Annotated in this window: 19 protein-coding genes; 10 read left to right on the top strand and 9 right to left on the bottom strand. The window is 62.2% G+C overall.

Annotated features, from left to right (window positions below):
- The first annotated feature begins 4 nt into the window (after nucleotides 1-4).
- The 6 genes from glgC to J5N58_RS05135 all read left to right on the top strand — a co-directional run bounded on the left by glgC (nucleotide 5) and on the right by J5N58_RS05135 (nucleotide 7,967).
- Nucleotides 5-1,267 (top strand): glucose-1-phosphate adenylyltransferase, encoded by a 1,263-nt coding sequence (gene glgC, locus J5N58_RS05160; RefSeq protein ID WP_112828737.1) that lies wholly within the window; start codon nucleotides 5-7, stop codon nucleotides 1,265-1,267.
- Nucleotides 1,268-1,272: 5 nt separating this feature from the next.
- Nucleotides 1,273-2,712, top strand: coding sequence for a glycogen synthase GlgA (gene glgA / locus J5N58_RS05155; RefSeq protein ID WP_244709941.1), 1,440 nt, complete (start codon nucleotides 1,273-1,275; stop codon nucleotides 2,710-2,712).
- A 4-nt stretch (nucleotides 2,713-2,716) separates the two neighbouring features.
- Nucleotides 2,717-4,348 carry an alpha-D-glucose phosphate-specific phosphoglucomutase gene (locus J5N58_RS05150; protein WP_113442296.1) on the top strand — a complete coding sequence of 544 codons (1,632 nt, stop codon included), beginning with the start codon at nucleotides 2,717-2,719 and terminating at the stop codon, nucleotides 4,346-4,348.
- A 13-nt stretch (nucleotides 4,349-4,361) separates the two neighbouring features.
- Nucleotides 4,362-6,329, top strand: coding sequence for a glycogen debranching protein GlgX (glgX, locus tag J5N58_RS05145; RefSeq protein WP_244709939.1), 1,968 nt, complete (start codon nucleotides 4,362-4,364; stop codon nucleotides 6,327-6,329).
- 88 nt (nucleotides 6,330-6,417) lie between these two features.
- Nucleotides 6,418-6,906 (top strand): MaoC family dehydratase, encoded by a 489-nt coding sequence (locus J5N58_RS05140; RefSeq protein WP_112828740.1) that lies wholly within the window; start codon nucleotides 6,418-6,420, stop codon nucleotides 6,904-6,906.
- A 2-nt stretch (nucleotides 6,907-6,908) separates the two neighbouring features.
- The gene (locus tag J5N58_RS05135; RefSeq protein WP_244709937.1) at nucleotides 6,909-7,967 is read left to right on the top strand and encodes a DUF2332 domain-containing protein; all 1,059 of its coding nucleotides are present in this window, start codon (nucleotides 6,909-6,911) and stop codon (nucleotides 7,965-7,967) included.
- Nucleotides 7,968-8,007: 40 nt separating this feature from the next.
- On the opposite strand, the gene J5N58_RS05130 is transcribed toward J5N58_RS05135, so the two are convergent.
- Genes J5N58_RS05130 through J5N58_RS05115 form a run of 4 tightly spaced genes read right to left on the bottom strand, consistent with a single transcriptional unit; the run spans nucleotide 8,008 to nucleotide 13,135 of the window.
- Nucleotides 8,008-8,559, bottom strand: coding sequence for a sarcosine oxidase subunit gamma (locus J5N58_RS05130; protein ID WP_244709935.1), 552 nt, complete (start codon nucleotides 8,557-8,559; stop codon nucleotides 8,008-8,010).
- On the bottom strand, nucleotides 8,552-11,545 hold the full coding sequence (locus tag J5N58_RS05125) for a sarcosine oxidase subunit alpha (RefSeq protein ID WP_244709933.1): 2,994 nt from the start codon (nucleotides 11,543-11,545) through the stop codon (nucleotides 8,552-8,554). Before J5N58_RS05125 ends, J5N58_RS05130 begins: the two co-directional genes overlap by 8 nt.
- Nucleotides 11,542-11,862, bottom strand: coding sequence for a sarcosine oxidase subunit delta (locus J5N58_RS05120; RefSeq protein ID WP_112828744.1), 321 nt, complete (start codon nucleotides 11,860-11,862; stop codon nucleotides 11,542-11,544). The genes J5N58_RS05125 and J5N58_RS05120 overlap by 4 nt, the downstream gene beginning before the upstream one ends.
- A gap of 19 nt (nucleotides 11,863-11,881) precedes the next feature.
- Complete coding sequence (locus J5N58_RS05115; protein ID WP_113442305.1) at nucleotides 11,882-13,135, bottom strand: sarcosine oxidase subunit beta family protein; 1,254 nt, start codon at nucleotides 13,133-13,135, stop codon at nucleotides 11,882-11,884.
- 299 nt (nucleotides 13,136-13,434) lie between these two features.
- On the opposite strand from J5N58_RS05115, the gene rpsU reads away from it, so the two are divergent.
- Complete coding sequence (rpsU, locus tag J5N58_RS05110) at nucleotides 13,435-13,659, top strand: 30S ribosomal protein S21 (RefSeq protein ID WP_099058844.1); 225 nt, start codon at nucleotides 13,435-13,437, stop codon at nucleotides 13,657-13,659.
- 213 nt (nucleotides 13,660-13,872) lie between these two features.
- Nucleotides 13,873-14,661, top strand: a complete 789-nt coding sequence (locus tag J5N58_RS05105) for a tetratricopeptide repeat protein (protein ID WP_244710108.1) — start codon at nucleotides 13,873-13,875, stop codon at nucleotides 14,659-14,661.
- A 148-nt stretch (nucleotides 14,662-14,809) separates the two neighbouring features.
- Here the strand turns inward: J5N58_RS05105 and J5N58_RS05100 are convergent, their stop codons facing one another.
- The 5 genes from J5N58_RS05100 to J5N58_RS05080 form a co-directional block, all read right to left on the bottom strand.
- Nucleotides 14,810-15,643, bottom strand: a complete 834-nt coding sequence (locus J5N58_RS05100) for an NAD(P)(+) transhydrogenase (Re/Si-specific) subunit beta (protein ID WP_162748376.1) — start codon at nucleotides 15,641-15,643, stop codon at nucleotides 14,810-14,812.
- Nucleotides 15,636-15,938, bottom strand: a complete 303-nt coding sequence (locus tag J5N58_RS05095) for a hypothetical protein (protein WP_162708220.1) — start codon at nucleotides 15,936-15,938, stop codon at nucleotides 15,636-15,638. Before J5N58_RS05095 ends, J5N58_RS05100 begins: the two co-directional genes overlap by 8 nt.
- A gap of 26 nt (nucleotides 15,939-15,964) precedes the next feature.
- The gene (locus J5N58_RS05090; RefSeq protein ID WP_112828748.1) at nucleotides 15,965-16,189 is read right to left on the bottom strand and encodes an aa3-type cytochrome c oxidase subunit IV; all 225 of its coding nucleotides are present in this window, start codon (nucleotides 16,187-16,189) and stop codon (nucleotides 15,965-15,967) included.
- A 169-nt stretch (nucleotides 16,190-16,358) separates the two neighbouring features.
- Nucleotides 16,359-17,075 (bottom strand): N-acyl amino acid synthase FeeM domain-containing protein, encoded by a 717-nt coding sequence (locus J5N58_RS05085; protein ID WP_244709930.1) that lies wholly within the window; start codon nucleotides 17,073-17,075, stop codon nucleotides 16,359-16,361.
- A 257-nt stretch (nucleotides 17,076-17,332) separates the two neighbouring features.
- Nucleotides 17,333-19,633: a putative bifunctional diguanylate cyclase/phosphodiesterase gene (locus tag J5N58_RS05080; RefSeq protein WP_244709928.1), complete on the bottom strand. Its 2,301-nt coding sequence runs from the start codon at nucleotides 19,631-19,633 to the stop codon at nucleotides 17,333-17,335.
- A 416-nt stretch (nucleotides 19,634-20,049) separates the two neighbouring features.
- Between J5N58_RS05080 and J5N58_RS05075 the strand changes: the two genes are divergently transcribed.
- Both J5N58_RS05075 and J5N58_RS05070 read left to right on the top strand, forming a co-directional pair.
- Nucleotides 20,050-20,601, top strand: coding sequence for a TRAP transporter small permease subunit (locus J5N58_RS05075; protein WP_112828751.1), 552 nt, complete (start codon nucleotides 20,050-20,052; stop codon nucleotides 20,599-20,601).
- Nucleotide 20,602: 1 nt separating this feature from the next.
- Nucleotides 20,603-22,387, top strand: a complete 1,785-nt coding sequence (locus J5N58_RS05070; RefSeq protein ID WP_112828752.1) for a TRAP transporter large permease — start codon at nucleotides 20,603-20,605, stop codon at nucleotides 22,385-22,387.
- The last annotated feature ends 42 nt before the right edge of the window (nucleotides 22,388-22,429 follow it).

Raw genomic sequence — 22,429 nt, 5'->3', positions numbered from 1 at the left:
CAAAATGACGGAAAAGCGGATACAGCCCCTGGCGCGTGACGCCATGGCCTATGTTCTCGCGGGAGGCCGCGGCAGCCGGCTGAAGGAACTGACGGACCGGCGCGCCAAGCCGGCGGTCTATTTCGGCGGCAAGGCCCGGATCATCGATTTCGCGCTGTCGAATGCGCTCAATTCGGGCATCCGCCGCATCGGCGTCGCCACCCAGTACAAGGCCCATTCCCTCATCCGCCATCTGCAACATGGCTGGAACTTCTTCCGTCCGGAACGCAACGAAAGCTTCGACGTCCTGCCCGCCTCGCAGCGCGTCTCCGAAACCCAGTGGTACGAGGGCACGGCCGACGCCGTCTATCAGAACATCGACATCATCGAGTCCTACGGCCCGGAATACATGGTGATCCTGGCCGGCGACCACATATACAAGATGGACTACGAGCAGATGCTCCAGCAGCACGTCGATTCCGGCGCCGATGTCACGATCGGCTGCCTGGAAGTGCCGCGGGCGGATGCATCCGGTTTCGGCGTCATGCATGTCGACGAAAAGGACAACATCATCGCCTTCGTCGAGAAGCCGGCCGATCCGCCGGGCATTCCGGGCAATGAGGGCTTCGCCCTCGCCTCGATGGGCATTTACGTCTTCCACACCCGCTTCCTGATGGATGTCCTGCGCCGCGATGCAGCGGACCCCACCTCCAGCCGGGATTTCGGCAAGGACATCATCCCCTATATCGTCTCGAACGGCAAAGCCGTCGCCCACCGTTTCGCCCGCTCCTGCGTGCGCTCCGACTTCGAGCGCGCGCCCTACTGGCGCGACGTCGGCACGATCGACGCCTACTGGCAGGCCAATATCGACCTGACCGACATCGTTCCCGATCTCGACCTCTACGACAAATCCTGGCCGATCTGGAGCTATGCCGAAATCACCCCGCCAGCAAAATTCGTGCATGACGACGAGGGCCGTCGCGGCTCGGCGATTTCGTCGCTGGTCTCGGGCGATTGCATCATCTCCGGCTCCACCCTGTTCAAGAGCCTGCTGTTCACCGGGGTACGCGCCAATTCCTATTCTCGCCTGGAAGGCGCCGTGGTCCTTCCGAAAGTGCAGATCGGGCGCCATGCCCGCCTGACCAATGTCGTCATCGACCACGGGGTCGTCATCCCTGAGGGACTGGTGGTCGGCGAGGATCCGGAACTCGATGCCCGTCGCTTCCGCCGCTCCGAAAACGGCGTCTGCCTGATAACCCAGACGATGATCGACAAACTGGACATGTGAACCTGATGAAAGTTCTCTCCGTCGCCTCCGAGCTTTATCCGTTGATTAAGACCGGCGGCCTGGCAGATGTCGCCGGCGCCCTTCCGCTTGCGCTGAAAGCGCATGATATCGATACCCGGACGCTGATCCCCGGCTATCCGGCGGTGATGAAGGCGATCAGGAAGGCGGTGAAGCGGGTCGAGTTCACCGATCAGCTCGGAGAGCATGCCACCCTGCTTGAGGCCAAACATGAAGGCCTCGACGTTCTGGTTCTCGATTCGCCCACGCTTTTCGAACGCTCGGGCGGCCCCTATGTCGACCCGGCCTCCCGCGATTATCCCGACAACTGGAAGCGGTTTGCCGTGCTTTCAAAAGCCGGCGCGGAGATCGCGGCAGGCGGCCTTCCCGGCTGGCAGCCCGATCTGATCCATGTGCACGACTGGCAGACGGCGCTGACCCCCGTCTACATGCGCTATGCCGAGACGCCGGAACTGCCGAGCCTCATCACCATTCACAACATCGCCTTTCAGGGACAGTTCCCCGCCAGCTATTTCCCCTATCTCGGTCTTCCGCCCCATGCCTATTGGGAGGCGCTCGAATATTACGGCACCATGAGCTACCTGAAGGCGGGTCTCTCAACCGCCCATGCGCTCAGCACCGTCAGCCCCTCCTACGCGGAGGAGATCCTGACGCCGGAATTCGGCATGGGGCTGGAGGGTATCATCGCCAGCCGTGCCAACGATCTCTACGGCATCGTCAACGGTATCGACGCCCAGGTCTGGAACCCCTCAACCGATCCGCTGATCGCCACGCAATATGCCTCGGGCGCGCTGAAGAAACGTCAGGCGAACCGCGCGGCCCTCGTCGCCCGCTTCGGCCTCGATGAGGATGACGGCCCGATCTTTTCCATCGTCTCCCGCCTGACCTGGCAGAAGGGCATGGACCTGCTCGGCGAGGTGATCGAGGACATCGTATCGGCCGGGGCGAAGCTCGCCATTCTAGGCTCCGGCGAAAGCGCACTGGAGGCGCAGTTGCTTGCCGCCGCTTCGCGCTACCGCAATCGTATCGGGGTGGTCATCGGTTTCGACGAACCGCTGTCGCATCTCATGCAGGCCGGCGCCGACGCCATCCTGATACCCTCCCGCTTCGAACCCTGTGGCCTGACCCAGCTTTATGCCCTGCGCTACGGCTGCGTGCCCGTGGTCGCCCGCACCGGCGGCCTTGCCGACACGATCGTCGATGCTAATGAAGCAGCTCTTGCCGGCGGCGTTGCCACCGGCATCCAGTTCGCGCCTGTGACCGCGAATGCCCTGCGTCGCGCCATCCAGCGCACGATGAGGCTCTATCGCGATCCCAGGGCATGGGCGCAGCTTCAGAAACAGGGTATGAAGAGCGACGTCTCCTGGGGGCGCAGCGCCGAACGCTACGCCGAACTTTATCAACGCCTCGTTTCGAAAGGCCATTAAGTCCATGATATCGACTGTTGCCACCAAGCCCTTCTCGGACCAGAAGCCCGGCACCTCGGGCCTGCGCAAGAAGGTCCCGGTCTTCCAGCAGGAAAATTATGCAGAGAACTTCATCCAGTCGATTTTCGATTCGCTGGAAGGCTTTCAGGGCAAGACGCTGGTCGTCGGCGGCGACGGCCGCTACTATAACCGCGAGGTGATCCAGAAGGTCATCAAAATGGCCGCAGCCAACGGCTTCGGCAAGGTCATGGTCGGCAAGGGCGGCATTCTCTCGACGCCCGCCGCCTCCCATGTCATCCGCAAATACAAGGCCTTCGGCGGCATCGTTCTGTCGGCCAGCCACAATCCCGGCGGCCCGACCGAAGACTTCGGCATCAAATACAACATCGGCAATGGCGGCCCGGCACCGGAAAAGATCACCGACGCGATCTTTGCCCGCTCGAAGGTCATCACCAGCTATCGCATCGTCGCAGCCGACGATCTCGACCTCGACAATATCGGCGCCTTTGAAGTCGGCGGCATGCAGGTCCAGGTCATCGATCCCGTCTCCGACTATGCCGAACTGATGGAGGAGCTTTTCGACTTCTCCGCCATCCGCAACCTGTTCGGCCTCGGCTTCCGCATGGTGTTCGACGCCATGAGCGCGGTGACCGGTCCCTATGCCAAGGAAATCATCGAGGGGCGCCTGCGCGCGCCCGAAGGCACGGTCCGCAACTTCACGCCGCTGCCGGATTTCGGCGGCCATCATCCGGACCCGAACCTTGTCCATGCCAAGGAACTCTATGACGAGATGATGAGCGGCAAGGACGCGCCCGATTTCGGCGCCGCCTCCGACGGCGACGGCGACCGCAACCTCATCATCGGCAAGGGCATTTTCGTTACGCCGTCGGACAGCCTCGCCATTCTGGCGGCCAATGCCCACCTGGCGCCCGGCTACAACGGCGGGATCGCCGGCATCGCCCGTTCGATGCCGACCAGCGCCGCCGCCGACAAGGTGGCCGAAAAGCTCGGCATCGGCATCTACGAGACCCCCACCGGCTGGAAATTCTTCGGCAATCTGCTCGACGCCGGCAAGGTCACGATCTGCGGCGAGGAAAGCGCCGGCACCGGATCGAACCATGTGCGCGAGAAGGACGGGCTCTGGGCGGTGCTGCTCTGGCTGAACATTCTCGCCGTTCGCGGCGAAAGCATGCAAGACATCGTTTCCCAGCACTGGGCGACCTATGGCCGCAACTACTATTCGCGCCACGATTACGAAGCCGTCGACACGGACGCCGCCAACGGCCTCATGGATACCCTGCGCGGCAAGCTCGCGACCCTGCCCGGCGCGAAGTTCGGCGACCTCGTGGTCAGCGCCGCCGACGATTTCGCCTATCACGATCCGATCGACCAGTCGGTCAGCAAGAACCAGGGCATCCGTATCTTCTTCGAAGGCGGCTCCCGCATCGTCTTCCGCCTTTCCGGCACCGGCACCTCGGGCGCGACGCTGCGCGTCTACATCGAACGCTATGAGCCGGACGCAAACCGCCACGATCTCGAGACCCAGTCGGCCCTCGCCGACCTGATCGCGGCGGCCGAAAGCATTGCTGAAATCAGCAGCCGCACCGGCCGCGATGCGCCGACCGTAATCACCTGATCGCGGCGGCTCCATGAACCCGATCGAAAGCCGGCATGGCGGAGTGGTCCTCACCGACACAGGCGCGGATTTCGCCGTCTGGTCCCGCCACGCCGAGCAGATCGATCTCTGCCTTTATGACGTCAATGGCGGCGGAGAAATCTGCCGTCTTCCGATGACGCGCGGTGAAGGCGACGTATTTCGATTGCATGTGGAAGGCGTCACCGAAGGCGCCCATTACGGTTATCGCGCCCACGGGCACTACGCCCCGGACCATGGCTGGTGGTTCGATCCGTCCAAACTGCTCGTCGATCCCTACGCCAAGGAACTGGACCGGCCCTTCGTCCACGATGTCAGGCTTTCGACCTTCGGGGTCGATACCGCTCCCCTCGTTCCGAAATCGGTCGTGACGCGTGACCGGCTCGCCCGGCCGATGATGACGCTCATGCCCAAGGGCGGCTTCATCTACGAGATCGCGGTCAGGCCCTTCACCATCCGCCATCCCGACGTGCCGAAGAACCTGCGCGGCACAGTCGCGGCACTCGCCCATCCCGCGGTGATCGATCACCTGAAGCGGCTCGGCGTCGACGCCATCGAACTGATGCCGATCGTCGCCTGGATCGATGAACGGCATCTGCCGCCGCTCGGACTGACCAATGGCTGGGGCTACAATCCGGTCGCCTTCATGGCACTCGATCCCCGCATCGTGCCCGGCGGCGTCGCCGAACTGCGCGACACCGTCGCCGCCCTGCATGCCGCGGGGATCGGCGTCATTCTCGACCTGGTCTTCAACCACACGGGCGAGAGCGACCGGCTCGGCACCACGCTTTCGCTGCGCGGGCTCGACAACCTCTCCTTCTACCGTCACCTTCCCGACAATCCCGGCATACTGGTGAACGACACCGGCACCGGCAACACGCTGGCCTGCGATCATCTGCATGTTCGTCAACTGATCGTCAGTACCTTGCGGCATTTCGTGCTTCACGCGGGCGTCGACGGTTTCCGCTTCGATCTCGCGCCCATCCTCGGCCGCTCCCTGAGCGGCTTTCATTCAAACGCGAGAACGCTGCAGGCGATCCTGCGGGATGACATTCTGGAAGATCGGGTGATGATCGCCGAACCCTGGGACATCGGTCCCGGCGGGTATCAGCTCGGCAATTTCCCCGCACCCTTCTTGGAATGGAACGATCGTGCGCGGGACAATATCCGGCGCTACTGGCGTGGCGATGCGCATACGACCGGCGCGCTCGCCACCGCGCTCGCCGGCTCTTCCGACGTCTTTGCCCGGGACGGAGCCGCCACCACGCGCAGCGTCAACTTCATCGCCGCCCATGACGGCTTCACCCTGTTCGATCTCGTCTCCCACAGCCACAAGCGCAATGGCAAGAACGGCGAGAACAACCGCGACGGCCACGACGAGAACTATTCCTGGAACAACGGCGTGGAGGGCGAAACCCATAACCGGACGGTTCGCCGCCAGCGCCGGCAGGACGTTATCGCTCTTCTGTCCACCCTCTTTGCCAGCCGCGGCGCGATCATGCTGACGGCCGGCGACGAGTTCGGTCGCACCCAGCACGGCAACAACAACGCCTATTGCCAGGACAACGAGATGACCTGGCTGAACTGGGAAGCGCTGGACGAGGAACTGCTGGAGGCGACGGTGGCGCTGTCCGCCATGCGCAAGCGCTTCTCGGTATTCTCGCAGATCGAATTCTTCAACGGCGGGGGCGATGTCGCCTGGTTTTCCGCAAGAGGTCTCCCGATGACCGTTGCGGAATGGGAAGAGGCGGACAGCGCCACCTTCGGCATGATCCTCTCCACCTGGGACCGCAAGCTTCTCGCGGAGGTTCGTCTCGCCGTGCTGTTCAACCGGTCCCATGCCGGGCAGGATTTCGTGCTGCAGCCCGCCGCCGGGCGCAAATGGCGCAAGCTGTCATCAGGCCGTAGCGCGCCGCTGATTCATTTGAAGCCGCGGTCGGTGGAGTTTTTCATCGAGTCCTGATTATTGTGTCCACCTCGCCCCCGGCTGTGCTACGACAGCCGCCAAACTCCTGGAAGTATTCTCGATTTGTCAATTCGATGAGGTTCTTGTGCCTGTTGAGATTTCTCTGTCGGACGTCCCCGGCCTGGTCGGAAAGGAAATCGGACTTTCGAACTGGATCACGGTCGACCAGACGATGATCGACGCCTTTGCCGGCGCCACCGACGACCACCAGTTCATCCATGTCGATCCCGTGCGCGCGGCAGCCGAAACCTCCTTCGGCGGTACCATCGCCCACGGTTTCCTGACGCTTTCGCTGCTTTCCGCGATGAACTACGACTGCCTGCCGAAGATCCGCGAACAGACGATGGGCATCAACTACGGCTTCGACAAGATCCGCTTCATGTCGCCGGTTCGCTGCGGCAAGCGCATCCGCGGTCACTTCGTCTTGTCCGAGGCCCGTTTTCGCGGCGCCGGCATGATGATGACCACCTATGACGTCAGCATCGAGATCGAGGACGAGAAGAAACCGGCGCTGACCGCCACCTGGATCACCATCGTCCAGTTCGACCCGAAGGATCGCCCCGAAGGAGTGTAAGAATGGCAGAGCCGGACATCGTTCGTCAGTCCTTCCTGCGTCAGGCAAAGGCATGCAGCGATCTCGGTTCGTCCTTCACCGCGCGGCTCTGCAATCTCGCCGCCGAGCGTCTGGATGAAGACACGGCGGTTGGAGAACATATCCTGAGTTGGCAAGGGGACCCGACCGGCACCGGCGATGCCCTCGCGCTGCGTCTCGCGGGGTCCCTCCACGCGCTGGTGCTCTTAGGTTCAGACGTCTCCCTCGCCGCCGCCTATCCTCCCAACGCCGTTGACGACGAGACCCTCTGGCAAGTCTGCAAGACAGCCTTCAGGCGCGACGAGGCATTCATCCTCGAACGCCTGCTCTCCGCCCCGCAGACCAATGAGGTCCGACGTTCGGCTGCCCTTCTGCCGGGTTTTCTCACGATTGCACAACTCTTCGGAAAACCGCTCGTCCTCTCCGAAGTCGGCGCAAGCGCCGGTCTCAACCTGCAATGGGACCGCTATTCCTATCGCCTCGGCGATTTCGTCTGGGGACCGGAATCCCCCGTTGCCCTGGCGCCGGAGTGGCAGGGACCGCCGCCGCCAGCCGCTGAAATCCATATCGCGGAACGATCCGGCTGCGATCTCAACCCGCTCGACCCGGCCTCGCCCGAAGACCGGCTCCGCCTGATGTCCTACATATGGGCCGACCAGAGCGACCGTCTGGAACGCACCCGCCATGCGCTCGAAATCGCCGTCGAAAATCGTCTCGCCGTAGAAAGGTCCGATGCGATCGAATGGCTGGAAAGGCGGCTCACGACCTCCCGCCCCGGCGCGGTTCATGTCGTCTATCACACGATTGCCTGGCAATATCTGCCGGAAGAGCTGAAATGCCGAGGAGAAGAGCTGATCGCGAACGCCGGTTCCCGCGCCACCATCGATTCGCCTGTCGCGCGCTTGCAGATGGAAGCCGATGGCAAACCGGACGGAGCGGCCATGACATTGCAGGTCTGGCCGGACGACGAAAAACACGAAATCGGTCGCGCCGATTTTCATGGCCGCTGGATCAAATGGAAAGGCTGGCCGGGTCTCCTGTAGATCCCCGGCCAGCCAGAAAGTTTGTCAGTTTGTTAGTTGGTCAAGCTGCGTCGTCGGCAGCTTCGGCCAGCAGGCCGAAGGCATATTCCGCAAAGGACCGCCAGCACTCGACGCGGAAGGTCTCCTCGTCGATCCGGTAAAGCACGATCTCGATCTTGCCGAACACCGTGCGGCTGACCGCCCCGACCGGGAAGACCGAAAGCGACAGATCCCGCGGGCAGCCGGCATTGAGCGCGTTCACCGCGCCCTTGCCGGAGACAACGATCGCCGTGTTGCGATGAGAGACATCGGTCGCCGAGTGAACCACGCCCGAAGCCGCGCAATCGGCCATCAGGTCGTTACTCTTCTCGTCGATCAGCAGCCATTCGTCCGGACCGAGCCAGAAGGCGAGCCGCCCCTTGGCGGAGGCGGATGTCTTCGGCTTGACCGGCAGCTTGACGCCGAGGCTCTTGGAGAGAGCCGCCACTTCGTCCGGGCCGGCCCGGAGCGAAACGCGGGCGGCAGGTTCGGCAGGCCTCAGCTTGACCAGAGGCGAACCGCCATGGAAGCCGGTAAGAACGGTCTTGCGTTCAGCGACGGTAGCATCAGCCATTGATGCGTCCCCCTTCCTTGTCAAAGAATACCGTGTCGGTCACTTCGACCGCGATGGTCTTGTCCTTCATCGGCACGTAAAGCGTTTCGCCCATCTTCGCCCGACCGTCGATGACGACGGCCAGCGCGATCGAACGGCCGAGATTTTCCGACCAGTAGGACGAGGTGACATGACCGAGCATGGTCATCGGCTTCGGCTGGTTCGGATTGGCGACGATCTGGCCGCCTTCCTCCAGCACCTCCTTCGGGTCCTTGGTCAGAAGGCCGACGAGTTGCTTGCGGCCCGTCCGGACGAGGTCGGGGCGCTTCAGACCGCGAATACCGACGAAATCCTTCTTCTTCTTGGACACAGCCCAACCATAGCCGGCATCGTCAGGCGTGACCGTACCATCGGTATCCTGGCCGACGATCAGGTAGCCCTTCTCGGCGCGCAGGACGTGCATGGTCTCGGTGCCGTAAAGGCAGGCGCCAAGGCTTTCCGCACGCTTCCAGATCGTCTCGAACACGGCCGCGCCGTAATCGGCGGGAACGTTGACTTCGAAACCGATCTCGCCGGTGAACGACACGCGGAAGAGACGGGTCGGCACGCCGCAGAACTTGCCCTCGGCAATGCTCATATGCGGGAAGGCCTCGTTCGAGATGTCGATGCCTTCGACAAAGGGCGCGATGATATCGCGTGCTTTCGGACCCTGGACGGCGATGACCGCCCACTGCTCGGTCGCAGACGTCAGCCACACCTTGAGATGCGGGAACTCGGTCTGCAGATAATCTTCCATGTGGTTCAGCACGCGCGGCGCACCGCCGGTCGTGGTCGTTACATGGAAGCGATCTTCAGCAAGGCGACCGACGACGCCGTCGTCGTAGATGAAGCCGTCGTCACGGGTCATGATGCCGTAGCGGCATTTGCCGGGCTTCAGCGTATCCCAGGCATTGGTGTACATCAGGTTCAGGAATTCGGCGGCATCCGGACCCACGACCTCGATCTTGCCGAGCGTCGATGCGTTGAACACGCCGGCGGTCTCGCGAACCGTCCAGCACTCGCGGTTGACTGCCGCATGCATGTCCTCACCCGCACGCGGATAGTACCAGGCGCGCTTCCAGTTGCCGACATCCTCGAACTCGGCGCCGAGCGATACCTCGAGATCGTGCATCGGCGTCTTGCGGGTCGGATCGAACAGGTCGCCGCGCGAATGGTTGATGAGCGTACCGAAGGTGACCGGCGTATAGGGCGCGCGGAAGGTGGTGAGACCCACCTTCGGGATTTCCTTGCCGAGCATTTCCGCAGCGATGGCAAGGCCGTGCATGTTGGAAAGCTTGCCCTGATCCGACGCCATGCCATTGGTGGTGAAGCGCTTGATGTGCTCGATCGAGTGCATGCCCTCGCGAACGGCGAGACGGATGTCCTTGGCGCAGACGTCGTGCTGGAAGTCGATGAACGCCTTGACGTTGCTGTCGCGTCCCGCGCCTTCGGCAGCGCCGATCATGCCGCCGGTCCAGTCGAAGGCATTGGCGCCGGTCGGCGCCTGCGAGGCCGAACCGGTGGCGCCGGCAGCCTTGGCCATGGCGGCACCGGCGGCCGAGCCCTCGTCGAGGATGGCCTGCAGGTCATCGGTGCCGTTGCAGGTACCGATGCATATGCTGTCCTGCGCATAGACGTCCGGCAGGAACCGATCGTTGATCGCATCGAACTTCAGCTTGCCGCGCGACTGCGAGAACAGGTGGACCGAAGGCGTCCAGCCGGCTGAAACGATCAGCGCATCGACCTCGATCTTGCGGGCGGAACCGCCGCCATTGCGCTTGACCGACATGGAGCGGACCCGCAGTCGACCTGAGGTGTCGGCAACATAGTGACCGGTCAGCACCTCGATACCGAGCGAACGGGCTTCCGTCAGCACCTTTTCGCCGGGCTTTTCCCGGCAATCGACGATTGCGGCGATGGTGACGCCGGCCTTGCGCAGATCGATTGCGGCTTCATAGGCCGAGTCGTGCGCGGCATAGACGCCGACCTTGGCGCCGACGGTGACGCCGTAGTGGTTGAGGTAGGTGCGGGCGGCCGATGCCAGCATGATGCCGGGGCGGTCGTTGTTCGCGAAGACCATGTGGCGTTCGATGGAGCCGGTGGCGAGAACCACCTTCTTCGCCCGCACCTGCCAGAGCCGCTCGCGCGGCGCCGTCTTCGAGGGCTTGGCGATATGATCGGTCACGCGCTCGGCAAGACCGACGAAATTGTGGTTGTAGTAGCCGAAGGCCGTCGTGCGGGTCAGCAGCTTGACATTCGGCATGGCCTTCAGCCGCGCCGCTGTCGCCTGCGCCCAGTCATAGCCGTTCTGGCCGTCGACGGTTGCGCCGGTGTCGTAATGGAAAGCGCCGCCAACTTCCGGCTGCTCGTCGCAAAGGATGACCTGTGCGCCGGCTTCAGCGGCGGCAATTGCCGCTGCGAGGCCTGCCGCTCCCCCACCGACGACGAGCACGTCGCAATGGGCATAGCGAGAGGAATAGTGATCGGGATCTTCTTCCTTCGGCGCCACGCCGAGGCCGGCGGCGCGACGGATGAAGGGCTCATAGACCGAATGCCAGAAGCTCTTCGGCCACATGAAGGTCTTGTAGTAGAAGCCGGCGGCGAAGAAGGGCGAGAAGAAATCGTTGATCTCGCCGATGTCGAGCGACAGCGACGGCCAGCGATTCTGCGTTTCGACCTTCATGCCGTCGAACACTTCCTGCACGGTGGCGCGGACGTTCGGCTGCCGGCGGGCGGCATCGCGGGAGATGTCGAGGAGCGCATTCGGTTCTTCCGGCCCTGCAGTCAGGATGCCGCGCGGACGGTGATACTTGAACGAGCGTCCCGCGAGATGCATGCCATTGGCCAGCATGGCGGAGGCGACGGTATCGCCCTCATAGGCCGTCAGGCTGCGGCCGTCGATGGTGAAACGTGCGGTACGGGCGGGTGTCAGGCGGCCCTTGCCGGCGATACGATTGGCGCCGCTCATTTCGACGCTCCCTTCTCAACAGCGTTCGGCAGCAAGGCGGAGACATCCGCCTTCGGCTCGCCGGCCTTGTAGGTCAAATAGATCTTGTCACTGACGGAATCACGCACGGCGTTGAAGAAGCGGCCGCAGCCGTGCATGTGACGCCAGCGTTCGTAGATCAGTCCCTTGGGATTGTCCCTCAGGAAGAAATAGTCCGCGAATTCTTCATCCGTGATATCGGCAATGTTCTGCGGGCGGGCGATATGCGCTTCGCCGGCGGCGCGGAATTCGAGCTCGGAGCGCTCTTCCTCGCAATAGGGGCATTTGATCAGCAGCATGATGAACGTCCTTTAAGGATCAGTGCGCCACGGCGGCAGCCGCCGCCTCGTCGATCAGGCGACCGGTGCGGAAGCGGTCGAGCGTCAGGCCGGCAGCCAGCCGATGCGGTTCGCCCTTGGCGATGAGATATGCAAACAGGTTCGCCGAACCCGGCGTCGCCTTGAAGCCACCCGTTCCCCAACCGGCGTTGACGAAAAGGTTCGGCACCGGCGTCACACCCTGGATCGGCGAGCGGTCCGAGGTGTTGTCGGTGATGCCGCCCCACTGGCGCATCATCTTGACGCGGCGGAACATCGGGAACAGTTCGCAGATCGCATCCAGCGTGTGGGTGATGATCTGCAGGCCGCCGGTCTGCGAATAGGAATTGTACTGGTCGGTGCCGGCGCCGATGACGAACTCGCCCTTGTCCGACTGCGAAATGTAGGCATGCACCGTGTTCGACATGACGACACAGGGGAAGATCGGCTTCATCGGTTCGGAAACGAGCGCCTGCAGCGGGGTGGAATGCAGCGGCAGGCGCACGCCGGCCATGCCCATGACCACCGAATTGTGCCCCGAGGCCGAAACGCCGACCTTCTTCGCGCCGATGAAGCCACGATTCGTTTCGACGCCGGTCACCTCGCCGTTCGGGCCGCGGCGGATGCCGGTGACTTCGGTGTTCTGGATGATGTGCACGCCACGGTCGGCAGCGGCGCGGGCATAGCCCCAGGCGACAGCATCGTGACGGGCCGTGCCGCCCCGGCGCTGCAGGGCCGCACCGTTGATCGGATAGCGGGCGGTCTTGGAGATATCGAGCGGCGGGCAGAAATCCTTCGCCTGCTCCGGCGTCAGCCACTCGTTGTCGATGCCGTAGAGGTTGTTGGCGTTGATATGGCGCTTGAAGGACTGCATGTCATGGACATTGTGCGACAGCATCATCACGCCGCGCGGCGAGTACATGACGTTGTAGTTGAGCTCCTGGCTCAGCCCTTCCCAGAGCTTCAGCGAGTGCTCGAAAATGTCCATGCTCTCTTCATAGAGGTAGTTGGACCGGATGATCGTGGTGTTTCGGCCGGTATTGCCGCCGCCGATCCAGCCCTTTTCGATCACCGCGACATTGGTAATGCCGTGCTCCTTGGCCAGATAATAGGCTGCACCGAGACCGTGGCCGCCACCGCCGATGATGATGACGTCATAGGACTGGCGCGGCTCGGGAGAGGTCCACTGCGCCTCCCAGCCCTTATGGGCCCTGAGCGCCTCGCGTGCCACGGCAAAGACCGAATATTTGCGCATTCGCCTCAAACTCCTGTAGGTTCAGGCAATTGGGTAGGATCAAACAAGTCGCAAATCAATATGCGTCATGACGGTCGTTTTGCGACGCATTGACGACCGGCTTTCGACACGTACAACATATCCGCAGGAAACACGGATTTTTTCTCCCGGCGCCATGCAGTCTCCGTCTGGACTTCCTTCAAGCGATCTGGTATCTGGCGTCACTAATCGGCGGCCTTCGGGCCGAGCGAAGCTATACTATTTCCGTCGACTCGGATATCGGCGGTTTGCCAACCTAAAACCAAAGGAACGGGATAGACGTGCAGGTACTTGTCCGCGACAACAACGTTGATCAGGCGCTCCGCGCTCTCAAGAAGAAGATGCAGCGCGAAGGCATTTTCCGTGAAATGAAGATGCGCGATTATTATGAAAAGCCCTCGCAGAAGCGCGCACGCGAAAAGGCAGAAGCCGTTCGCCGCGTTCGCAAGCTGGCTCGCAAGCGCGCTCAGCGTGAAGGCCTCATTGCGGCACGTCCCGGCCGTTGATCGGTCGTTTTTTGGACGTTTTCCGATGATCTAAGGGCGGAGGCGATCGGTTCGCAGCCGCTCTTTTGGTATTCAGCTCAACGTGCTGCCGCGGTTCACATCGGATGCGGCCGGTGCGTCCGGATAATGGCAGTCATGACCGCACAACTTCTAGCTCAGTCTCTCGAAACCCTTTCCGCCCGCGGCTTCCGGCGCGGTGGACTTGCCGTTGCGATGGTTGCGGCTCTTGGCCTCGCAGGGTGCCAGACGACTGAAACGTCGGACATGATCCGCATCGACCGGGACCAGGGGTCCGAGGAAAATATCGCCTCGCTGTCGCAGGTCATCAGCGCCAACCCGAACGATCCGGAAGGCTACAATGTCCGAGGATCGGCCTATGGGCGCGCCGGCCAGTTCAGCAAGGCGCTTTCCGACTTCAACACCGCGCTGCAGCTCAACCCCAACTTCTATCAGGCCTATGCGAACCGCGCGCTGGTCTACCGCAATATGGGCAAGCCGGTCGAGGCGGCAGCCGACTACAATGCGGCGCTGAGGATCAACCCGAACTACGACGTCGCCTATATCGGTCGCGGCAATATCTACCGTCAGGCCGGACGCATCGACGAAGCCTTCGGCGACTTCAACCGGGCCATCGAACTCGACACCACCGATGGCCGCGCCTATCACAATCGCGGCCTGATCTATCAGGTGCGCGGTCAGCACGACAAGGCGATCGACGATTTCTCGAAGGCGATCTCCCTCTCCCCGAACTCGCCCGAGCCTTACAACGGCCGTGGCGTGTCCTATATCGCGCTGAATGACGATGAAAACGCTTTCGCCGACTTCAACCACGCGATCGAACTGAACAATCGCCTTGCCGAGTCCTGGGCCAACCAGGCACTGGTCTACGAGCGCCGCGGCGACAAGGCGCGCGCTGCCAAGTCCTACTCGCATGCGCTGCAACTCGACCCGAAATACCTTCCCGCCAAGCAGGGCCTGGCCCGCACGCGCGGCGGCGTCTGAGCCCTCATACGCCCGGCTCGACAAAACGAGCCGGACAAAACAAACCTCGCTTCAGGGAATCACAGCGATCGGAGACTGCGGCATGGGCCGCAGCGGATCGAACAATCTCGCAGATGAACCTTTGGCCCACGGAGCGGCGGCCGTCTCGTCAGACGATCAGGCAGAAAGGCCCGAACGACTGTTCGCGGCACATCGTCCTGTAGCAGGACACCATGATCGCCCCCGCCAGACCGCCTGCAACGATCAGCGCCAGGCTGGCAAAGGCAAAGCCCATGGCTGCGGTCGCCAGTCCGGCGAAGGCGGTGAGCGCAACGGCGGCCAGAGGCATCTTGCGTTCATCGGCAGACAGCACGACGACGGCCCCGACAGCGGTTGAAAGAACGGCCGTCAACAGGAAGAAGCCGGGGACGAGCCAGATCGAGAACAGTAGGAAGGCGACCCCCGCCAGACCGGTCAGCACGGGCCGGAAAGGCTCGAGCGAATGAAGCCGCCGCGACAGCTGGAAACCCATCCTGCGGAAGACGAGCGCCACGCCGCCTCCGAACGCCGCGGCGCCGGAAAGCGTCGCCAGCGCGGTTCCGAGCGACCGCTCGAACTCGGTGGTCACCATGCGCGTATCCCAGAACAATACGCTGGTATCGAGCACGGCAAAGGAAAGCAGGAGGGCGACGAGGCCATGCAGCGCAAGCAGCCCGGCCAGCAGTTGCGCGATCTTTCGAGACGGCGCGGCCATCGCCAGCCACCCACCGAGGGAGCCCCCGACCGAAAGGGCGAGAAGCCCGATCAGCCAACCGCCGAAATTCGGCTCCGCGGCGGCGAGGCCGACCAGGATGCAGCAAGCCAGCCCCAGGGCGATCAGCACGAAATCGGTTCTGTGGAAAACGGCCCCCGGCCTGCCGACCCGCGCCACTGCGAAAATGAGGAAAGCAATCGCTGCGAGTTCGGCCACTGCCGTCAAACCGTTGCCCATTGTCTCAGCCATTTCCCTCGCGTGAAGAGCCCGGCCCCGTGCGCCAGGCCAGCACGAGGCCGGACGACAATCCGACCGCCGAGAGAGCCAGGGCAATGAAGGCAATCGTGCGGCCCGTGCCACTGGGCAGCCGGCCGGTCGCATAGATGGAGGCAGCGGCCAGCGCTGCAGCCAGAAGCCCGGCGGCAAGGATCAGCGTACGGCGGAATCCCCGCCTAGTACCGGCCCCAAACATGAGGCCGGCGACAACCGCCAGTGCAAAGACAGCGAGCCGGAAGAGAAACGGATCGGACGTTTCCGACAGCATGGAAGCCTTTCCCGCAGCCGTCAGGTTCAGCGCAGCAGATAGATGCCGGCTGCACTCAGAATGATGAAGATGAGGAGACCGCCGAAGAAGCCGGCACCGCCGAGAAAACCGGCAGCCATGGCGACCAACAGGGCCACCAGCATCGCAGTGCCGTATTTCGTTCCTGCGATGAAGAGATCGTAGGTCTTTTCATGCTCGGCATAGTTCATCGCCGCTCCCGTTTCGACCGGACCCGCGTGATGTTCGCTCATGCTTCATCTCCCCTTGCGCAGCCGCCATCGCGGCGCTCTCGAAACCCGCGACGCCCGCTCGCCCCCGCCGGGGAATCCGCAGACATCGCCTCCCCTTTCGAAATACACAAAGCCGCAGGCAAGCGCAATCCGCCCTCATCCCGGAAGCATGCGGGCGAGAGGCCGATCGTCAATAATCCCGGCCGGCAACGGCACCGGTGATCCGGCCTGTCGCCACCAGCCTCGCGGACGGCAGGATCGTCAGCGGAGCGACGAGCGGCTCCCCGCCTCTTTCGAACATCAGCCGGCGTTCATAGACGCCCGAATCGAAGAAGGGGTAGCGCTTCAGCAGTTTGTCGCCGGTCGCATGGGTGTTGGTGGCAAGCAGTGTCAGTTCGAAGCCGTAGATATCGGCCATCCGGCGCTCGACGACCGTGTCGGCGTAAAACACGCGCTTGTAGAAGGCGGCATGGGCCGGACGCACATGTTGCAGGACGCGGTCTGCGCGGAAATAGGCGGCCGCGACAATGCTCGGTCTAAGCGTGATATAGGGAAGAACGGGCAGTTCGGCCGCAATCGCCGGATCGGCCGCGAACCGAGCCGGGTCGATCAGCGTCAGGCCCGCATTGAGAAAGCTCTCCATGGCGTCGGGGAAAACGCCCGCCGACTGCGATATCCGGTGCTCCGGCGTCACATGGTGAAGGCGGATCGTGCTGACCAGTTCCTCGAAATAGTAGACCCCGAAGACATAGGCGTGGTCGTCGAAATCGACGTCATCGATCAGGTTTGCGGCCGCAACGGGCAGAACCTCCGCAGCCTTGTAGGCCTTGTAGCGCAGCCGTTCGATGTCTTCCATGTCCTCGCCGGTCTCGATCCGGCGGTATTCGATATTATCCAGGATTCGCATCAGCTTTTGCGCGAATCCATCCCCTTCTGATGGTGCCATGCTCTTGGTGTCTCGTCGATTATTAACGAATTGTTAAGCATAGCTATCATGCACGCGACGCCTCCTACACCTGCTAGGATTAGTAGGTTTCGGTGTTAATTCTTTGTTAAGGTTAACAAATGGTAAACGCGACTGGCGGCGCGAAGATGTTTGCACGATGGCATGGCATCGGCAGGCGCTTGATTGTCATGAAATGGAACGCCGCAAGATGAGAAACGTCAGGCGACGTAAGTCCGGGCTTCGAACTGCTTGCGGCTGGCAAGCTGGCTGATCTCGGCGATGCTCTCGGCGGCCACCGGCATCGAATAGACATAGCCCTGTATAAGATCGGCACAATTATGCTTGATTAGCAGGGCCAGTTGCTCGCGGGTTTCGACGCCCTCGACGACGATCTGCAGGTTGAGGCCGCGCGAAAGGGTGACGATGCCGCGCAAGAGCTTCAGGCGCCTGACATCCTCGCAGATATTGCGCACGAAGGATCGGTCGATCTTCACGACATCGACCGGCAGGGTGTCGAGATAGCTGAGGCTCGAGAACCCCGTGCCGAAATCGTCGATTGCGATGGTGATCCCGTAGCTGCGCAATTGCTCGAGGATAAGCCGTACCGTCGACAGTTCCTCGATGAGGCTGCTCTCCGTCACTTCGAGATGCAGCCGGTGGGATGCCAGACCCGTTTCCGCAAGCACGGACTTCACCGTGCCGATGATGAGTTCGTTGCGCAGGTCCTGCACGGACAGATTGACCGAGACCGTGATGTGCTCGGGCCATTTCACGCAGTCGCGGCAGGCTTTCTCGATCACCTGGCGGGTGATGTCCGAGACAATGCCCATCTCTTCGGCGATCTGGATGAAGATATCCGGCGCGATGGCTCCCTTTTCCGGATGGGTCCAGCGGGCGAGCGCCTCACAGCATTCGAGCGCAGAACCGTCCGGCTTGAACATCGGCTGATAGGCGACGCTGATCTCGCCGCGCTCCACGGCCGCGCGCAAATCCGTCTTCAGCCGCTGCCGCTCCATGTAACGGGCATCCATCTCATCCGCGAAGACGACAAGTCGCCCCCTGCTGCGTGACTTCGCCTCGTACAGGGCAAGGTCGGCCTTGATCTGCCATTCCTCCATCCGCAGTTCCGCGCTGTCCTGGATCACGCAACCGGCCGAGAAGGTCACGGCGATATGCGATGCCTCGACCTCGTAATTGCCTGCCACGCTTGCATGGATGGAGCGCATCCGCGCCTCGATATCGGTATCGCCGCCTCGACCGGGGAAAAACAGCACGAACTGGTCTCCGACGAAGTGACCGACAATCGCCTCGCCCGCGGCAAGCTCCAGCAGCCGGTTGGCGATCGTCACCAGGAGGCGGTCCCCCGTCATATGCCCCTTCGTGTCGTTGACATGCTTGAACTCGTCGACATCGAGCACCATGAAGCCGATCCGCCCCGCATCGGCCTGCTGCGTCGCCTTTTCCTTCACCAGTTCGCTGAAATAGCCCCGCTGTGGCAGGCCGGTCAGCGAGTCGTAGCGCACCATGTGCAGGATCTTGCGGTCCGCCCGAATGCGCGCCGTCACGTCCTCGAAGATAAGGACAACGCCGCCTTGCGGCCGGCGGCTGGCGGAAAATTCGAGAATGAGGTCTTCGGAAAACTGCATCACCGCGCGCGACGTGCTGCCGTCGATCAACTGGGCCAGTTGTTTCTGGATGAGGCTCGGCATGGAGCCGTCGACAAAGCTGTGGCGAACCCCATAGCGCAGCACCACGTCAAGGTCGCAATTCGTCAGCCGTTTGCGCTCGCCGAGGTGCAGAAGCTCGCAGGCCTTGCGATTGATGACCTCGATGCGGTTGTTCGGATCGAGCATGATGAGACCGTGCGTCATGTTGGTGAGCGCGGTGTCGAAGCTCTCCGCGATCCTTGCCATTTCCCGCGAGGCGATGACGTTCTCGTAAAGGAACTCCCTGACGCCGTTGGCCATGGCCCGCGTCGTCATGCCGAAGGGAATGAGCATCAGCGACAGGACGGCCTTGTATAAATCCTGGGCGAGCAGGCTGCCGACCACCATGGGCAGGCAGCAGGCGAGCGTCTGGAGGTCGACGGCAAGTCGCGAGCCGTAATTGCGGCCGACCACGGATACCATCGAGGCCATGGTGACGGCGATGCTCGCCAGTTCGGCGAAACTGTCCTGCAGCACGAGCAGCGCGTAACCGCTGCCTATGCCGAGAATGCCGGCGGTCGAGGCAGCGCCCAGCACGTAACGCAGCTCCCAGCGGCGAATGTCGCTGCGCGTCAGTTCTGTCTTGTCCGTCTTCTGGAAGCGGGTGAACCAGTAGATGCGATTGGCAAACACCGCCACGAAACCGACGCAGAGGAAAAGGTAGAACGCATCGCCGCTTTTCGCATAGATAGCCAGAAACGTCAGGATATGGACGACCATCCCCGTGAACAGCGTGTACCGATTCTCGAAAAGCGAGCTGACGAACGACAGATAAACGTCCGTGGGCACGGCTTTCCTGCTTGCGACCTTCATCCGTGGCCTCCTTGACGCCGGCGACGTTAGGCAAGACGATTTAAAATTCGCTTTCCGGCATTGAGAAAAGGCAACCTATTCCAATTATTGGTCACCGCCCGGCCGATGCCCGACAAGATTGCCACCCTCTCCCCCGGTGCAACCCTGCCCTATAAATTAACAAATCGCAATTTCTTCATGGACAATCCCTGAAGATCGAACCTGCATACACCGGGTGACTGCCTAGGCTTGAACCGTCTTCTCACGAATGAAAAAGCCCGCCTCAGGGTAATGCCGAGAACGCTCCCGGCGGGAGAGACTGGCTGTTTTCGGTATAGACATAAGACGAAAAGCCCTGGAAACGTTGGGGTTCCCCGGTTGCGCGCCAAGTTGCCTTGATCTAAGGACCAGAAGGAGCTCAAGGGGAGAGAACAACAATGAAAATGTTATTGGCCATTGCCCGGCTGATCGACACGATCAACGGGGCCATCGGGCGCTGGGTATCCTGGCTGCTGCTCGCCGCAGTCCTGATTAGCGCCGGCAACGCGGTCGTCCGCAAGGTGTTCGATATCTCGTCCAATGCCTGGCTCGAACTTCAGTGGTATCTCTACGGCACCGTGTTCATGCTGGCCGCCGCCTATGCGCTCCTGAAGAACGACCATGTCCGCATCGATATCGTGTCGAGTTCCTGGAGCAAGAAGACACGAGACCGGATCGACCTGATCCTGCACATCATTTTCCTTCTGCCCTTCACCTTCCTCATGACCTGGCTCGCCTGGCCCTGGTTCTGGGCCTCCTACAGGATCGGCGAAATCTCCTCGAGCGCGGGCGGACTGATCGTCTGGCCGGCGAAGGCGGCCGTGCTCGTCGGCTTCCTGTTGCTCAGCGCCCAGACGCTGTCCGAGATCGTAAAGCGCGCTGCCGTCGTCTTCGGTTATGTGACCGAGACGCCCGAGGCGGAAAACACAACCGAAGCGACGGGGCACTGACATGATCGATTTCATCGCCCACAACCTCGCCCCGATCATGTTCTCCACCGTGATGCTGATGCTTCTGCTCGGCTATCCCGTGGCGTTCACTCTCGCTGCCGGCGGCCTGATCTACTTCGCGATCGGGGTGGAACTCTCTTCCATCTCCCCGGAAATCAAGCTCTTCTGGCCGCTTCTGCAATCCCATCCGGATCGCATCTACGGTATCATGTACAACGATACGCTCCTTTCGATCCCCTTCTTCACCTTGATGGGCTTGATCCTGGAACGGTCGCGGATGGCGGAAGACCTGCTCGATACGATCGGCCAGCTCTTCGGCCCCATCCGCGGTGGCCTCGCCTATGCCGTCATTCTCGTGGGGGCGCTTCTCGGCGCGACGACCGGCGTGGTGGCGGCTTCGGTCATGGCAATGGGGCTCATCTCCCTGCCGATCATGCTGCGCTACCAGTACAATCGCCCGCTCGTCGCCGGCACCATTGCCGCATCGGGCACCCTGGCACAGATCGTGCCGCCCTCCCTCGTTCTCATCGTCATGGCGGACCAGCTCGGCCGTTCGGTCGGCGACATGTATGTTGGCGCGCTTTATCCTGCGATCCTGATCGTCATGGCATATTGCGCTTATATCTTCGTCACATCGATGCTGAAGCCGGACTGGGCGCCGGCCCTGCCTCTGGAAGCGCGCACGCTCGGCGGCGGCGTCACCTCGCTGTTCGTCATGATCGCGGTCACCGTCGGCCTCTATTTCCTCGGCCATGAGGTGCTCTTCACGGGCATTGCAAGCCCGGAGTGGCGGCTCGTCGCCGCCTTGGCTTTCGGCGTTCTCGCGGTCTATCTGGTTGCAATCGCCAACAGCAAATTCGGCCTGAACATCATCTCGCGCTTGACCCAACAGGTCATCATCGTGCTGATCCCGCCGCTGGCTCTTATCTTCCTTGTGCTGGGCACCATCTTCCTCGGCATCGCCACGCCTACGGAAGGCGGAGCCATGGGTGCGACGGGGGCACTGATTCTCGCCGCACTCAAGGGCCGCCTTTCGTTGGCCACGCTGAAACATGCACTGGAAGCGACGACCAAGCTCTCCGCCTTTGTCATGATGATCCTGATCGGTGCGCGCGTCTTCGGCCTCACCTTCTACGGCATCAACGGCAATGTCTGGATCGAAGACCTTCTGACGGCTCTGCCGGGCGGTGAATACGGCTTCCTGATCGTGGTCACGATCATCGTCTTCATCCTCGGATGCTTCATCGACTTCTTCGAAATCGCCTTCATCATGGTGCCGCTGCTCGCTCCCGTGGCGGAAAAGCTCGGCATCGACCTTGTCTGGTTTGGCGTCATCCTGGGCATCAACCTGCAGACCTCCTTCCTGACACCGCCGTTCGGCTTCTCGCTCTTCTACCTCAGGTCCGTGGCTCCTGCGGGCGACTGGAAGGATCAGGCAACCGGCCGGATGATGAAGGGCATGAAGACGCTCGACATCTACAAGGGCGTGCTGCCTTACATCATCATCCAGTTCATCATGATTATCGTGGTGATCGCCTTCCCAAGCCTCGTCATGCGCTACAAGAGCGGCCACACCACGGTTGATCCGGCAGACGTCAAGATCGAGATTCCGGGCTTCGGTGCCGGCGGCGGGATGTCCCTGCCCCCGCTCGGCTCGGACGGCGGCAATGGAGCCCCCGGCGGTTTCGGCCTCCCGCCGCTCGGTTCCGATGGCGGCCTGCCCGGACAGGCGCCGGCAACCGGCACCCCATCCATGGACCTCAGCCAGCCGCCGGTCATCAAGTAAGGTGCTTGCGCCACTAAACAGCGCCAAAGGGCGCTGTTTTTT

This window comes from Paenirhizobium cremeum (genome assembly GCF_022884085.1).
GTDB lineage: Bacteria > Pseudomonadota > Alphaproteobacteria > Rhizobiales > Rhizobiaceae > Allorhizobium > Allorhizobium cremeum.
Note: the sequence above shows the minus strand (reverse complement) of the source record. Positions and strands in the feature narration are given on the sequence as shown.